The 14668-nt window shown below is 38.1% G+C and carries 15 protein-coding genes; 7 read left to right on the top strand and 8 right to left on the bottom strand.

Features of this window, described 5'->3' with window-relative positions:
- The first annotated feature begins 2 nt into the window (after positions 1–2).
- Positions 3–554, top strand: coding sequence for an REP-associated tyrosine transposase (locus tag AXA65_RS08150; RefSeq protein WP_063969624.1), 552 nt, complete (start codon positions 3–5; stop codon positions 552–554).
- Between the two features lie 141 nt (positions 555–695).
- Here AXA65_RS08150 and AXA65_RS08155 read toward each other — a convergent pair whose 3' ends face one another.
- The 7 genes from AXA65_RS08155 to AXA65_RS20170 all read right to left on the bottom strand — a co-directional run bounded on the left by AXA65_RS08155 (position 696) and on the right by AXA65_RS20170 (position 9293).
- Positions 696–2117, bottom strand: a complete 1422-nt coding sequence (locus AXA65_RS08155) for a sugar MFS transporter (protein WP_063969625.1) — start codon at positions 2115–2117, stop codon at positions 696–698.
- Between the two features lie 189 nt (positions 2118–2306).
- Positions 2307–4766, bottom strand: a complete 2460-nt coding sequence (locus AXA65_RS08160; RefSeq protein WP_063969626.1) for a glycoside hydrolase family 3 N-terminal domain-containing protein — start codon at positions 4764–4766, stop codon at positions 2307–2309.
- 15 nt (positions 4767–4781) lie between these two features.
- On the bottom strand, positions 4782–5135 hold the full coding sequence (locus tag AXA65_RS20155) for a hypothetical protein (RefSeq protein WP_228391643.1): 354 nt from the start codon (positions 5133–5135) through the stop codon (positions 4782–4784).
- Between the two features lie 51 nt (positions 5136–5186).
- Positions 5187–5813: a nucleoside hydrolase gene (locus AXA65_RS20160; RefSeq protein ID WP_228391644.1), complete on the bottom strand. Its 627-nt coding sequence runs from the start codon at positions 5811–5813 to the stop codon at positions 5187–5189.
- 9 nt (positions 5814–5822) lie between these two features.
- Positions 5823–6992 carry an esterase gene (locus AXA65_RS08170; protein WP_063969627.1) on the bottom strand — a complete coding sequence of 390 codons (1170 nt, stop codon included), beginning with the start codon at positions 6990–6992 and terminating at the stop codon, positions 5823–5825.
- A 37-nt stretch (positions 6993–7029) separates the two neighbouring features.
- Positions 7030–7887 carry a hypothetical protein gene (locus AXA65_RS20165; protein ID WP_228391645.1) on the bottom strand — a complete coding sequence of 286 codons (858 nt, stop codon included), beginning with the start codon at positions 7885–7887 and terminating at the stop codon, positions 7030–7032.
- Positions 7884–9293 (bottom strand): hypothetical protein, encoded by a 1410-nt coding sequence (locus AXA65_RS20170; RefSeq protein WP_228391646.1) that lies wholly within the window; start codon positions 9291–9293, stop codon positions 7884–7886. Before AXA65_RS20170 ends, AXA65_RS20165 begins: the two co-directional genes overlap by 4 nt.
- A 434-nt stretch (positions 9294–9727) precedes the next feature.
- Between AXA65_RS20170 and AXA65_RS08180 the strand changes: the two genes are divergently transcribed.
- On the top strand, positions 9728–10480 hold the full coding sequence (locus AXA65_RS08180) for an NUDIX hydrolase (protein ID WP_063969628.1): 753 nt from the start codon (positions 9728–9730) through the stop codon (positions 10478–10480).
- 9 nt (positions 10481–10489) lie between these two features.
- Here AXA65_RS08180 and AXA65_RS08185 read toward each other — a convergent pair whose 3' ends face one another.
- Positions 10490–10888 carry a winged helix-turn-helix transcriptional regulator gene (locus tag AXA65_RS08185; protein ID WP_228391647.1) on the bottom strand — a complete coding sequence of 133 codons (399 nt, stop codon included), beginning with the start codon at positions 10886–10888 and terminating at the stop codon, positions 10490–10492.
- Between the two features lie 69 nt (positions 10889–10957).
- On the opposite strand from AXA65_RS08185, the gene AXA65_RS08190 reads away from it, so the two are divergent.
- From AXA65_RS08190 to AXA65_RS08210, 5 genes are all read left to right on the top strand, one after another.
- Positions 10958–12019 (top strand): NADH:flavin oxidoreductase, encoded by a 1062-nt coding sequence (locus tag AXA65_RS08190; RefSeq protein WP_063969629.1) that lies wholly within the window; start codon positions 10958–10960, stop codon positions 12017–12019.
- Positions 12020–12813: 794 nt separating this feature from the next.
- Positions 12814–13098, top strand: coding sequence for a hypothetical protein (locus AXA65_RS08195; protein WP_063969630.1), 285 nt, complete (start codon positions 12814–12816; stop codon positions 13096–13098).
- A 33-nt stretch (positions 13099–13131) separates the two neighbouring features.
- Positions 13132–13401: a hypothetical protein gene (locus AXA65_RS08200; protein ID WP_063969631.1), complete on the top strand. Its 270-nt coding sequence runs from the start codon at positions 13132–13134 to the stop codon at positions 13399–13401.
- A gap of 69 nt (positions 13402–13470) precedes the next feature.
- Positions 13471–14145: a hypothetical protein gene (locus AXA65_RS08205; RefSeq protein WP_063969632.1), complete on the top strand. Its 675-nt coding sequence runs from the start codon at positions 13471–13473 to the stop codon at positions 14143–14145.
- A gap of 154 nt (positions 14146–14299) precedes the next feature.
- Positions 14300–14662: a hypothetical protein gene (locus tag AXA65_RS08210; RefSeq protein ID WP_063969633.1), complete on the top strand. Its 363-nt coding sequence runs from the start codon at positions 14300–14302 to the stop codon at positions 14660–14662.
- The last annotated feature ends 6 nt before the right edge of the window (positions 14663–14668 follow it).

Consider the following 14668-nt stretch of genomic DNA (forward strand, 5'->3'; position numbering starts at 1 on the left):
AGATGAGTAGAAAGTATAAATTCAATGAAAAAGATGGTGCCTACTTCATAAGTTTTGCAACCGTATTTTGGATAGATGTATTTACTAGAATAGAGTATTTTAACATCATCATTAATTCTTTAGACTACTGTAGAAAAAATAAGGGAATGATTATCTTCGGCTACTGTATTATGCCAAGTCATATTCATCTAATATTTCGTTCTGATAATGGAAAACCTTCAGAATTAATTAGAGATTTTAAAGGATTTACTTCAAGAAATTTATTAAAAGCCATTCAAGAAAATAATCAGGAAAGCAGAAAAGAATGGATGCTTTGGATGTTCAAAAAAGCTGGAGACAAAAATTCCAATGTTAAAGAATATCAATTTTGGCAACAGAACAATCAACCTGTAGAAATCTGGTCATTAAAAGTATTTGAACAAAAGTTAAACTATATCCATCAAAATCCTGTTGAAAGTGGTTTTGTTATTGAACCTTGGGAATGGAAATATAGTAGTGCGAGAAATTACTGTGATGATTTTGATGAAGTTCTTAAGATTGATGTGAATTTATAAATGTTGGACACGAGCGAGACGCTCGCGCCAGCTTCAATGTAACTTTCGTCGCTAGTGCGAGCTTCTAGCTCGTGCTCATTAAGCAATTAAACCAAAAAACCTGCTTCACAGCAGGTTTTTCATTTATATAAAGCAAAAATCTTAATGTCCAGACTTAGCATCAGCATCCTGTTTCACGTGACCCAGATATTTGGTGCAATACGCCCCGAAGATCAGGATAAACAGGTAACAGAAGACAGGGATCACAAAGGAATGCTGAACGCCAAACTGATCGGCCAAAAGACCTTGGAAAATCGGAACGATGGCGCCTCCTAAGATGGCCATTACGACCAAAGAAGAACCTTGGCTTGTGTATTTTCCTAATCCGGAAATCGCCAGCGTATAGATATTAGAGAACATGATCGAGTTGAAGATCCCAATTCCCAAAATGCTGTACATTGCCAGTTCGCCGTGGTTCAGCATCGCTGAGATCAATAGCAGAACGTTGATCCCTGCAAAGATAGAAAGTGTTCTTGCCGGAGCAGATTTCCCGATGAAGAATGCAACGAAATTCAGTGCAATAAATACCAGGAAGAAACTAACCTGTGCAAACGTCAGATCCACAATACTGAAAATCACAAGGAAAACAGCAATGGCTGCGCCCAGCATATAGATGGCTTTTTTGCCTTGGCTGATTGAATGATTCAGAGAGATCGCACCTAGAAAACGCCCGATCATTGCGCCGCCCCAATACAAAGCTAAATAGTTCTTGCTCACGACCTCGGAAAGATTCATGACCTGTGGCTGCTCAAGGAAACTGATGATGAAACTTCCGACCGCTACTTCCCCACCAACATAGCAGAACATGGCGAAAACACCGAACTTCAGGTGGTTGTATTTCAAAGCACCGTAACCTTTTACGATCTCTTCGCCTTTTACTTGAAAGTCAGGAAGCTTAACTCTTGAGATCAATAAAGCGACCAACAATAGGATTCCGGCAAATATCAAATAAGGAATCTTAGTGGCTGCTGCAGAGAAAGATCCGTCTGCCTCAGAGAACAATTCGAAAATCAAATGGCCGCCCAAAACCGGAGCAATGGTGGTTCCGAATGCGTTGAAGGCCTGCGTCATATTCAGTCGGCTGGATGCGGAATCTTCCGGACCCAACAACGAAACGTAAGCATTCGCCGTGATCTGCAACACCGTAAATCCTAAACCTAAGATAAACAAAGCGCCTAAGAACAATGGATACGAAGACAAACTCGCTGCAGGATAAAACAAGACGCAACCAAAAGCTGCAAGGAAAATTCCGAAAAGGATTCCTTTTTTGTAACCCACTTTATCGATCGGGTCACCTTGTGAGCTGGAGATCAAAAAGTAGATCAGGGAACCTATAAAATAAGCGCCAAAAAAACAGAACTGCACCAACATCGATTGGAAAAAGGTGAGTTGGAAAAGCTGTTTCAGGTAAGGGATGAGAATGTCATTCATACACGTGATGAATCCCCACATAAAGAACAAAAGGGTAATCGTTATCAGAGGAACGGTATAATTCCTTTTGGATCCAACTTCATTACTTATCATATATTTTAATTTAAAAAGAGGCTAAAGATAGCCTCTTTTGTTGATATTTACTTATTTTGAGACAATAAATTTGTCATTAAAAAGGCTTTAATAATCTATCTCAAAAGTCTTCGACTCCGCTCAGACTGACATCGCTAAAAAAATTAGCACTTTAAATGTCACACTGAGCGGAGTCGAAGTGTTATATTTTTAAGGTTTCAAATCTTCAAACTGTTTGTCTGCAGGGAAAACGTGCTGTACTTTTTCAACCACCAATTCTTTTGGAAGCGAGAAATCTGCGGTTTGTTTGATGTCCAATGAAGATGCACCGACAGACACTTTGTAATTTCCTGCTTCTGCAACCCACGCGGATTTTGCAGTGATGTAGGAAGCTAAGTTTTTCGGATTCAAAGTCAAAGTGATGGTTTGAGACTCTCCCGGTTTCAAATCTTTTGTTTTGGCGTAGGCTTTCAACTCAGATTTTGGTTTGTCGATGGATTGGTTGGGTGCAGAGAGGTATAATTCAATAACCTCTTTTCCCGCTACTTTTCCGGTGTTCTTCACCTCAACCGTTACTTCTAGCTTATCATTGAAAGTTTTAGAATTCAGTTTTAAATTACTGTAAGCAAAATCCGTATAAGATTTTCCAAAACCAAATTCGTAAGAAGGTTTCACATTGAAGGTATTGAAATAACGGTAACCCACATAAACACCTTCCTCATACGTCACCTCTTTCGGATTATCCGCAGGAATTCCAGGGAAATTCTTAGCAGAAGCGTGGTCTGCATAATTCACTGGGAAAGTCATCGTCAGCTTTCCTGAAGGATTTACTTTTCCGGAAACCACATCTGCAACTGAATGTCCGCCTTCCTGACCAGGTTGCCAAGCCAATAAAATCGCATCTACTTTATCTTTCCAAGAAGCCGTTTCGATGACACCACCGATGTTTAAAATCACCACCACTTTTTTCCCTTTTGCGTGGAACGCTTTTGAGATTTTGTCCAGCATTTCGATTTCTTCTGTCGCTAGATTGAAATCTTCGTTCACTACTCTATCGCCGCCTTCACCAGAGTTTCTTCCTAATGTCACAAAAGCAATTTCCGAAGTTTCAGCTTTTTTAGCTAGGAAAGCATCGTCCATTTTCATTTCAGCCAATCTTCCCGGAAGTCCGAGAATTCCTTTTTTCTTTCTTTCGATTAATTCTGCTGCGGCTTCTTTTTCTGCGTGAGGTTTATACAAATCAACCAATTCTTTGTCCAATTTGTAACCTGCAGAATTTAAACCTTCCAATAAGGAAACCGTATGTTTATTGTTTACACTTCCACTTCCCGTTCCACCTGTAATCCAAGCGTAAGAAGTTACCCCGAATAACGAAACTTCTTTCTGTTTATCGGCAAAAGGTAATGCATTTTTTTCATTTTTAAGCAAAACCATTCCTTCCGCAGCAGCATTTCTCGTCACTTCTGCATTTTGGGTTAAGTTTGGTTTGTCGCTGTATTTATATTGTGCAAAAGTTGGTGTTTTGAAAATGTATTCCAAGATTCTTTTTGCATTAATATTGGCAACTTCCTGAGACAATTTACCTGAATCCAAAGCTGCCAATAATACTTTTTTCTGAGTCGGAATTCCTGGCATCAAAAGGTCGTTTCCTGCGTTCATTTGTTTTACGACATCAGAGATTCCACCATCTTTAATCGATTCAAATCCTGGAAAACCTCCGAACCAGTCGGTCATAACGATGCCTTTGAAGCCCCATTCGTTTCTTAAAACCTGAGTCAGTAAATCTTTAGAATCTGAAGTGTAAACACCATTCAGTTTATTGTAAGACGACATCACGGTCCACGGCTGAGATTCTTTAACGGTGATTTCAAAATTTCTCAGATACAGTTCTCTCATCGCTCTTTCAGAAACGTGAGCATTGATGGTTAAACGATTGGTTTCTTCGTTATTCGCAGCAAAATGTTTAATAGAAGTTCCCACACCTTGAGACTGAATTCCGTTCACAATCGCGGCCGCAGTTTTACCGGCAACAAGTGGGTCTTCGGAATAATATTCAAAGTTTCTTCCGTTCAATGGATTTCTCTGAATGTTCAAAGCCGGTGCTAAAAGTACGTCAACACCATATTCTTTCACTTCATTTCCCATTGCTTTTCCAACTTGCTCCAAAAGAGTTTTATTCCAAGTTGAAGCTAAAGCTGTTCCTACAGGAAATGCCGTTGCATAATAGGTTTTAGAATCATTATCTCTCGTTGGCTGAATTCTCAAGCCAGCCGGACCATCCGCAACAATTGTCGCCGGAATTCCGAATCTGTCAAAAGAATCCGTTCCACCAGCCGCTCCGGGAACCAAACCTTGTTTTGAATCTCCAACAGGACCTGTCAGAACTTCAATTCCGGGCATTCCGGTTCCTATAAGAAGATTTACTTTTTCTTCGTTGGTCATCTGCTTGATGATGGCATCGATTCTTTTGTCCACCGAAAGACGCGTGTCTTCCCAAACATCTAATTTTCCATTTTTGTTGGAATCTTTAAATGTTTTTCCGTCAACAGTTACCGTTGTATTTTTAGTCTGAGCATTCGCAAACGGCGATGCAGCCAATAAAGCCAGGAATAATCCTGAATATTTTGCTTTCTGAGAAAGTCCTATCAACGTTGATATATTCTTCTGCATAATTCTATATTTTTTTTACTTTTTGTTATTGAATAATTTTAATTTTGAGTAGAAATCCTCGAACATCAGTCGAGTGTCGAGTTGTGTGTAAACTCTGATGTTTCTGCCTTTCGGATTATCTTCGTAAAGTCCGCTATCATTGATTTTCGGCACTTTTTTGACGACGTAAGAACTTGAAGATGGGTCGGCTTCAAATGAAGACTGTAAAGCAGTCAGCAACACCAAAGGCGAATCTCCCATAATATAAGTTTCACCGATTTTCAGATTGAATCTCTGAACCATTTCCATCAGGTCTTCAATCTTTTTGGTTAAATAAGCTCCAGTTTTTCCTTCCGATTTTACTTTGGATACAAGTTCTGCATAAGACATCAAAGTCTGTCGGTAGGCATTCCTCGGAATTTGCCAGATATTTAAATTGGATTAGTTGAAAACAACCTGCGCTGCTTTGATGTCAATTCCGAGATTATATTCCAAAGGCGTGTAACCCGGAGGCGGCGTTGCCAAATCAGAATATTCTGGACCGCCAATCCAAACAACAATGATTTTGTCTGCGATTTTTGGTTCCATTAAATAAGCACTCGCTACTTCCGTCAAACCTGCACCGCAAACTATGAACAAAGGATTTTTCTCATCCGCTTTCATTGCTTCTGCAACAATGGCTTTCGCACCTTCGGAAACATTGGGTGTTTTCAAATCCTTCAATGGGTCATTGGAACCTTGCAGAACGTTGAACTTGTTTTTCAAATTCATTACTTCTAAAGTTTCGTTGACTTTCTTCACCGCATTTTCGGCGGTATTTTTTGATGCATCAAACGGGTCGCCTGGTTTCAAGTGTGAACCGATGACTCCTTTGATTTCTGTCGAAGGCGAAAGAATCTGATGAACGAGTTGAAACAATCCGTCCGGGTCGCCACCAAAATCATTGTCAACAATAACTCTGTATCTTGGCTCTACCAATTTGTCCATTTGCGGAAGTACGGACGTCGTCTGAGCCGTCAAAGTGACTGTGGCAAACAATGATAAAACTATGGTAAATAAAGATTTCATAATGATATTTTAGTTAAATAACTGTGGCACAAACTCATTGAGATACGTTCTCCAGTTGCTCCACGTGTGACCGTCTTCAGATTCTACATATTGGTATTTGAACTTCATTTTATCTAGTTTCTGACGGTATTCTTCTACATTTTTGTACAGGAAATCGGTATTTCCGATGGCTATCCAATAGAGTTTGTAAGCATTGGCCTGCTGTATTTTCAGCTTCGCATCCAAATCCTGATAAATAGGACTCATATTTATGTCCGGGGGAAGAATGGCCGGCGAAAACAAGCCTACATAATCAAAGGTTTTCGGCTGATTGGCAGAGATGTACAACGAATGAAAACCACCCATCGAAAGTCCAGCAACTGCGCGGTTTTTGGCATCACTTTTTGTCCGGTAATTCGATTCTGTGAAATCCATCATTTCCTTAAAATAGGTTTCCATCTCGCCAGAGAAAATATCGGATGTTTTCATTTCGATTTGATACAGACCTTTTGAAGACTCACCTGGTGCAGCGGAATTGCTGGTATGTCCGTTTGGCATTACTACAATCATTGGTTTTGCTTTTCCCTGAGCAATCAGGTTGTCCAAAATCTGAGATGCTCTTCCCAAAGTCATCCACGCTTCTTCGTCGCCACCCATCCCGTGAAGTAGGTACAAAACAGGAAATTTTTCCTTTGAAGTTTCATAACCCGGCGGCGTGTAAACCGTCATTCTGCGGTCTTCTTTCAAACCTTTTGAAGCGTACCATCTTTTGGACACCGTTCCGTGCGGTACATTCTGAACTTTATAATTTTCGGATTGTTTACCATCCACCAAAATCATACTCATCACAGACGAGACATCACGAACCTGATACGAGTTGTTTGGGTCATTGGCTTTTACGCCATCTACAACGAATGAGTACGTGTAAATATCCGGCGACAAGCCTGATTCAGAAAGGCTCCACACGCCGTCTCTTCCTTTTTGCAGATCCAGACTTCCAGCCTCAGTTCCTTTTGCCGGCATCCAGTTGCCCTGAATTTTTACGCTGCTTGCTTTGGGAGCCAACAGACGAAAGGTGACAGTCTTGCCATTGACTTCCGGTGACAATAAGTTTTTCCTGCCACTGAAATCCAGGTTTTCCTGAGCATTCATCAGCAATGAACCAATAACTAGCGTGTATAAAGTGTATCTGATTTTCATAAGCTATTTTTATACTAAGTAAACCTTTTATTTTGATTTAGAAATTAAAGCTTACAGAAAACTGACCTGTCAATGGCATAATGTAAGTTCCCGTCAAAAGTGTTCCGTAGTACGGGCTTGCATTGGTAATCAATTCGGCACCATTGATAGTTCCACTCGCTCCTCGTTGGTTCAGGAAGTTGATAACCGTTGCGCCAAAGTTGATATTTTTGTTCACCGTATAACTTACTCCACCGAAAGTTTCCCATCTTGGGGCAAAATATAAAGCATTGGTCAGGTTGGCATATTGTTTTGAGAAATATCTGAAACTTGCCCAGAATCTCCATTTATCAACCGTATAACTTGGGTCAATCTCCATCAAGGTTTTTGCAACACCTAACACATTGTTGTCACTGTAATTATAAGCCGTTCCGAAAGCATCAAAATTAAATTTCTTGTAAACCGGATTTTGGAATGTTATTAAATAATGGAGGTTGAAACCTTTAAAAGGCGTTAAAACAAAATCCGTTGTCCAACCCAAGGTCTGGATATCGTAATAAACCGTTGTATTCTGTGCCTGTGAAGTATTGGCTGGATTTACAAGGTTGAATCTTTCAAGATTGTTGTTCTTTTTGAGATATGTTGCCTGAGAAATCAACTGTATAAAATTGGTATTCCAGAAAATCCCGAATGCGCCCAATGGACTTTTGATCTTATTGGTATTCGGTTCAAAAGCCTGAGAATAACTTTCCAGTCTTCTGTTTTCTTCCGTGTAAAGGAAATTTGCAATCACACCAAAATTCTTGCTGATGTTGTATGTTGCATTCAAACTACCTGCAATCTGGTAAAAACTTTTGTTGATTTTGTCGAACTGACTTGCATCTGTAAAATTGAAACCAACTGTTCTAGGAGTCAAAGAAATTCGCCGTCAACAGTATGATTTCTCAAATGAAGCCCATAGCTTAAATTGAAGTTATCGGAAACTTTCCATTCATCTGTTCCATATACCGAAATCTTGTTTTCCGTTCCGCTGTGAAATTCTCCGCCAGCGTTGTAGTTGTAATATCCGTCAGAATCTGTTCCCGGGCCAATCAATCTTTGCGGTTGAGGCTCAACAGTCTGGAAATAAAATGACCTGTTGGATTTGAAATCATTGACCTTGTAAAATTGTTCCAAAACACCGAACGTCACATTATGATTACCGACCTGTTTGCTCAATGAAAAACGTCCTGCGATGTTTGTAATGGGTGTGCTGGGTGTATGCAAAGCAAGCTGTGTTCCTACATTTCCGGTATAAGCCTGACCATTGGAAGCCAAAGTGTATCCGTCGCCTGCCTCCGCATTGAAAATACTCAATGGAATCACATTGGTGGATTTGGCGATTGCAAAGTGTGCTCTGGTAGAGAATTTGAAATCCCAGCCATTATTCAGCAAATAATTTCCGACGATGTCGATATTATGAGATGTATTTCTGCTGTCGTTCCCACTCAAACCTGCCCAATAGGTATCTCCGGAAAGGATATCCTTCATTTTCACCTCTCCGTCTCGCAAGACATAAGAATCTCTACCGATTTTGAAATTGTCCAGTTCCGTCACTTTACCATTCTCACCATATTGGAAAACAGCATAATTCCCTACATTGTATGAATCTGAATATTTGTAAGCAACAGTGATCTTTCCTTTATTATCATTAAAATATTTGGTCAATCCAAATCTGAAGATCTTGGTCTCATCTACATTCCTTGCAAATCCTAATTTAAAGGTACTTGGATCATAATTAAGGAAAGCTCCAGCTGTATAGGTCCAGCCGTTTTTGGATATCGGTCCGGACACATTCACATCTCCTTGCAACCACCCGAAAGTACTTGTTGTAAATTTTCCTTTTAATTTAAAATCTTTGGTTCCAGTCTGAGAATAAGAGTTCACGGTAAAACCAAGGTCGCCCATTGTATTTGCCAGTTGGTCCATTTTCAACAATCCTGTTTTCTCCAAGCCTACACTCTGTCTCCAGGTTTTGTTGGGAAGTTCCGGCCAGAAGAAATAAACGGCAGGCAAATCATTTTCAAGGATGGTAATTCCGCCAACTGTTGATGGCAGACCGATATTCACATCTCTCGGACTTGTGTTGTTGGCTGCATTCAACATGACGTTTCTGTTGTTGTCTTCTTTGGAAGAAGCCGTCACCGTTTTTACGCCTTTTTCTGTTTTGGCCGCTTTGACTGCATTTTTCACCGCAAGACTGTCTGTGGTTTCCTGCCCATAAACGGACGCAAAAGAAAGCACCAATCCGAGAGCTGAAATTTTTATTACCGATTTTCTCATTTCAAGTTATATATATATTTATTTTCTTTAGTTTCAAAGAGCTCTATCGCATCAAAATCACAGACCACATTTATTTTTATTCAGGATAATTTTATTGTAGTTATTGACAAGATTCGACTTGTTTATTAGATATCCAATTGCACTAAAAAAACAAAATCAAGACAAAATTCATTGCTTCAAATAGAAGCATTATAATAGTACATTGTTTATTTTAATTGGACAAATAACTATTAATAAAAATTAATATTGAACACAACCAATTATTCATCAATTAGTTATAATCAAAAAAACTTACAATCAAATCATTGCTTTATATAGAAACAATGGAAATATCATTTCAGATAATCGCCAAAAACTGACTCGAATTCCTAATTTTTGTTTTTCTTCATTTTTTTATTAATATTTTTGTAACATTGACACCAGAAACTAATGAAATGGACTCTAAAGAATTAATTTTACAACGATCGAACGAAGCAAAAGACATCTATATCCCTCACCTTTCGGCAGATCCTGTAATTTTTGGATTTGATCAAAACGAATTGAAAGTTCTCCTCCTGAAAATGAATTACAGAAAACTATGGTTTTTACCTGGTGGCTATGTAAAAAAGGACGAAGATCTGGACGACGCCGTATTGAGGATACTAAAAGATAGAGCTGGCGTGAATGCTGTTTCCTATCTAGAGGAATTTGGAGTTTTCGGAAAGAAGAACAGAAGCGAGGATTACTTTGAAGACTTCGATGAAACGCTTTTTCACAAACAAAGATTTGTAACCATTGGCTATTACGCCTTATACAATCCTTCAAAAATAGATCTCACCATTGATGAATACAGTGAAAGCTGCGAGTGGATCTACCTGAGCCAACTTCCTGATATAGAAATGGCTATGGACCATAAGGAAATAGTGGAAAAGGCTTTGTTGACATTACGAGAAAAAATATCGATCAAACCAATCGGTATCAATCTACTGCCTGAAAAATTTACACTTTCTGAACTTCAAAAGTTATACGAAGCAATTCTTGGAAAGGAACTTAACAGAGGAAATTTCTACCGAAAAATAAAGAATCTTGGAATCCTGAAAAAACTGGACGAACAAAGAAAAGGTGGAGCACACAAAGCGCCAGACCTTTATTCTTTTGATGAGGAAATTTATAGAAAGGCTTTGGAAAATGGTTTGATCAGCTGGTAATCCAATGATCTAATTCAGGTTACTTTCAGGTTTCATATCATATTCAGATTCCCACTTTTCCAGAAGATCAAGAATAGGTAAAAGTGCCAAACCCTTCTCAGTGAGGCAATACTCTACTCTAGGTGGAATCTCTTTAAACTCTTGCCTCGTCAAAAGATGGTCAGTTTCCATTTCTCTCAATTGATCGGTCAATACCTTTCTGGAAATCACAGAGATGCGTGCAGCGACCTCTCCAAATCGCAGTTTTCTATTATTGATCACCAAAACGATAATAGGTTTCCATTTGCTCCCCAAAGCTGACATTGCCTTGCCTAATGGGCAACTGCACCCAAGTGTTTTTTGCTGTCTCATATCTTTTTTGGTGTATTTATCACCAATTGTTACCGCCAAGTTACTACTTTTTTCCATTCATAAGATACAAATACGAACTATTATTAGTTACTTTGTATAACAATTAATCAAATAACAAAATTAAAAATGAGTTTAGACGCATTATTCAAGCCTTTTACATACAAAAATCTTCAACTTAAAAACAGGATCGTCATGGCTCCAATGACGAGAGCTTTTTCTGATAATGGCGTACCAACACAACAGATTGCAGATTATTACGCGAGAAGAGCTGCTTCAGAAGTTGGACTGATCCTTTCTGAAGGCACTGTGATCAACAGACCAGCCTCAAAAAACATACAGAACATCCCGGATTTTTACGGAACCGAAGCTTTGAACGGATGGAAAAATGTCATCGACGCTGTTCACGAAAATGGCGGAAAAATGGGACCTCAAATCTGGCACGTTGGCGACACGAGAAGTTCTCCGGACTATCCAACCGTTGAGATGGAAAAAGCGGCTACTATGACCCTGGAAGATATCCAGGATACGATCGCTCAATTTGCAGCTTCCGCCAAATCAGCAAAAGATCTGGGATTTGATGTTTTGGAAATCCATGGCGCACACGGCTATCTGATCGACCAATTTTTCTGGGAAGTGACCAACACAAGAACAGATGAATATGGTGGAAAAACTTTGAAGGAAAGAAGCAAATTTGCTGTCGATATCATCAAAGCAATTAGAGCTGCAGTGGGAGCAGATTTCACGATCATCATCCGACTTTCCCAATGGAAACAGCAGGATTACAAAAGCAGATTGGCAACAACTCCAGAAGAAATGGAAGAATGGCTTCTGCCAATGAAGGAAGCAGGTGTAGATATTTTCCATTGTTCACAACGCAGATTCTGGGAGCCGGAATTTGAAGGTTCTGACCTTAATTTTGCAGGTTGGGCAAAGAAATTGACAGGACAACCCACCATCACAGTTGGGTCAGTCGGTTTAAATGGTGATTTTATGAGTGCATTTGCCGGACAAGGTTCTGAGAAAAGTGACCTATCAGAATTATTGAAGAGACTTGACCGTCAGGATTTTGACCTAGTAGCAGTAGGAAGGGCAGTTCTAAGCGACTTCGAATGGGCTAAAAAAGTGAAAGAAGGAAGACTGGATGAGATCTCAGATTTCGCGGGAGAGAGTTTAGGTGTCCTTTATTAATTATAAAAATTGATCAATAAAAGCGACTTATTTTTATGATAAGTCGCTTTTTATTTTAATTTGATCACCATTTATTTAGCATGACCCTTTTTAAATAATAATATTCAAAGACCATTATACAACTTTGAAAACCCACTTAAGAGCGACAATACCCTTTTTCACTACTTGATTAAACAAAAAAATCCCCAAATGAATTGGGGATAAAAACTAATAACCATGAAAACCTTTAAAAGAATTTCCGCTACAAAAGTATGAAAAGTATCCGTAGTTCTTGCTAATAAAAGATGTTAATTGTATGGTAAAAAAACAGACTTATATCATAAATTTATCGTAATATTTATTTTTTCTGGTGAAATGTAAACCATGAACACATTTTTTTAAAATCAACGTGAAAATTTAACTTGAAAGTGATCTAAATCATAAACTATGCTGAATTTTAATAAATAAGTTTGTATTCTCCGTGAAAGAGGAGTTTCATCATTTGTGTTTTTTAGCTTCCCATTTTTGGGAAGCTTTTTTGTTGAAAATGATTCGCAAATAATCCAGTTGTCAAATTTCCAAGTTCAAAAAAAAGTGTGAACTTTCAGTACTAAAAATTATCTTTTAACAAAAGATTTGCCGTTTTTTTATAAGACAAAAATAGATTCTAAGTAGGAAAAAAATCTAGCAGAAAAACTGCGATAATGACGAACTTCTGAAACTTCTGGAATTTGAGAACAGAAAAGATGTTGGACTGAATTTGATGAGGCCAAGTTTTTTTTGGATTAAATTCACTATTTTTAATAAAAAACATAATGAAAAAAAACACGGTCACTTTCCTACTTTTGCTCATCCAAATCTTTACTTTCGGTCAAGAAAAACTACTCAAAGACCTAGATAATGATGGTATCGAAGACATTATCTACATGGACTCGATAAAATCTACGATTGTCTGCAAATTATCTACACAAAAATTTAAAGCCATATTCAGCAAACCAATCGAAACATTAAATACTATGTCTGGCGTAGTTCTTACAAAAAATGGTTTTGAGTTTTTTAACGATTGGATGCGGGCGGGCAACAAAAACCAATTCCGCTAGGATCCCAAAACCAAGAACGTCCAGCTTATCGGGATGAGCCGCTACGAATTCGGGACACACGGTGATGGTGAAGGAGAATCCAGCATTAACTTATTAACCAGCGATTATATAGGAAATTGGAGCTACTACGATTTCTTAGCCAATAATGAAAATGGCCAAATCGTGAAAATGCCAACTATTAAAACCAGAATGAAATTTAAAGAAACCAATCTGGAAGATTTTGGGGAAGATACTTACTTTGAGTTTTCCGAAAGATGCTCGAAGCTTTTCTACCAACAAAAAGAAAAAATGAAAAGAAAGTAATTGCAGCCACTAAAACAGTCATTCAAAAATTTGTTGATGAAGGCGAAGAATTATAAATTTAAAATAATAATGAAAGCAAAAATATTTTTCTATCTCATCATCGCAATTCTCGCTACCATTGCCGCCATCTCATATTTTGTAAAAATCGATACGGGAATGACTTGTGGAGAATCTCCGGTGGTACGTTGGAAATTCGCTATTTACAGAGGCGAGTGCGATGATGAAACAGGTTGCCATTTCTCAAAAATGGAAGAAAATGGAATTTTAGAATATGTCGGGTTAAAAAAAATATACTGTTACGGCGACGACATTTATACCCTCGACAAGACCAGTTTAAGCGAAAACAATTCAGGCGACCAAGATACCTTACCCAAAATATCAAAACCAATGGCAAACGGATTTGTAAGAGAATATTCTGCCGATAGCTCAGAAATTTATGACAGCAAATACGAGAACATCAACGGCTGTAAAAAAGTAATCGAATGGAAATCTTACGACAAAAATTTGAAATTAAAATCGGAATGGATAAAAAAATACAAAATCGACAGCACTCAAACCTGTGATTTTTCAGCTTATACCGTTGTGAAAAAAGAATATCAAAACGAAAAATTAATTGCAATAGAAGAATATTTTGCACTTTCAGAAGCATCAGAAGAAGAACCTTGTGGAACTTGGAAATATTACGATTCAAACGGAAAATTAATCAAAACCGAAAATTTTAACTTGAAAAATAAAAAACAATAAAACACCATAAACACAAACCATGAAACTCAAATTAATCCTACTTCTTCTCCTACTACCCTTTTTCAGCAATGCGCAAACCCTTGCAAAAACTAATTCGGGGATAAAAATTTACAGCTATCAATCTTCCGTCTTTGAAAATAAATTCTGGTTGACAATGTATAAAATTGATTGGGACTCAAAAACAATTCAATATGCTCAAATTCATTTTAATGAAGGAGAGAAAATATCTGATTTAAAAAGTGTCACACAAATATTTAGAAATGCAGTTTCCGCAGATAAATTTATCTTTATAAGCCCCGATAAAATAAAAGTGGAGAGGATGCGTAGAAATAGAAGCTGGCTCAATTTTGCAACACCAAGAGTCAAAAGTTCGTCGGCAGAAAGATATTTCATTAATGGAGACACACTTACTTTTGGTAAAGGAAAAAAGGCCGGCGAATATGTTTTTGATAAAGAATTAACACTTCGGTATCAACAAGAAAAAAAAAACAACAAACTGAAAATTAATTTAACCTGAGTTCGG

The organism is Chryseobacterium sp. FP211-J200, from assembly GCF_001643375.1.
In the GTDB taxonomy this organism is placed as follows: domain Bacteria; phylum Bacteroidota; class Bacteroidia; order Flavobacteriales; family Weeksellaceae; genus Epilithonimonas; species Epilithonimonas ginsengisoli.

What these genes read in the sequence shown, in the direction of transcription:
- AXA65_RS08150 (WP_063969624.1), top strand. Translation starts at nt 3, where the DNA reads ATGAGTAGAAAGTATAAATTCAATGAAAAAGATGGTGCCTACTTCATA.
- AXA65_RS08155 (WP_063969625.1), bottom strand. Translation starts at nt 2,117, where the DNA reads ATGATAAGTAATGAAGTTGGATCCAAAAGGAATTATACCGTTCCTCTG.
- AXA65_RS08160 (WP_063969626.1), bottom strand. Translation starts at nt 4,766, where the DNA reads ATGCAGAAGAATATATCAACGTTGATAGGACTTTCTCAGAAAGCAAAA.
- AXA65_RS20155 (WP_228391643.1), bottom strand. Translation starts at nt 5,135, where the DNA reads ATGTCTTATGCAGAACTTGTATCCAAAGTAAAATCGGAAGGAAAAACT.
- AXA65_RS20160 (WP_228391644.1), bottom strand. Translation starts at nt 5,813, where the DNA reads ATGAAATCTTTATTTACCATAGTTTTATCATTGTTTGCCACAGTCACT.
- AXA65_RS08170 (WP_063969627.1), bottom strand. Translation starts at nt 6,992, where the DNA reads ATGAAAATCAGATACACTTTATACACGCTAGTTATTGGTTCATTGCTG.
- AXA65_RS20170 (WP_228391646.1), bottom strand. Translation starts at nt 9,293, where the DNA reads ATGAGAAAATCGGTAATAAAAATTTCAGCTCTCGGATTGGTGCTTTCT.
- AXA65_RS08180 (WP_063969628.1), top strand. Translation starts at nt 9,728, where the DNA reads ATGGACTCTAAAGAATTAATTTTACAACGATCGAACGAAGCAAAAGAC.
- AXA65_RS08185 (WP_228391647.1), bottom strand. Translation starts at nt 10,888, where the DNA reads ATGGAAAAAAGTAGTAACTTGGCGGTAACAATTGGTGATAAATACACC.
- AXA65_RS08190 (WP_063969629.1), top strand. Translation starts at nt 10,958, where the DNA reads ATGAGTTTAGACGCATTATTCAAGCCTTTTACATACAAAAATCTTCAA.
- AXA65_RS08195 (WP_063969630.1), top strand. Translation starts at nt 12,814, where the DNA reads ATGAAAAAAAACACGGTCACTTTCCTACTTTTGCTCATCCAAATCTTT.
- AXA65_RS08200 (WP_063969631.1), top strand. Translation starts at nt 13,132, where the DNA reads ATGAGCCGCTACGAATTCGGGACACACGGTGATGGTGAAGGAGAATCC.
- AXA65_RS08205 (WP_063969632.1), top strand. Translation starts at nt 13,471, where the DNA reads ATGAAAGCAAAAATATTTTTCTATCTCATCATCGCAATTCTCGCTACC.
- AXA65_RS08210 (WP_063969633.1), top strand. Translation starts at nt 14,300, where the DNA reads ATGTATAAAATTGATTGGGACTCAAAAACAATTCAATATGCTCAAATT.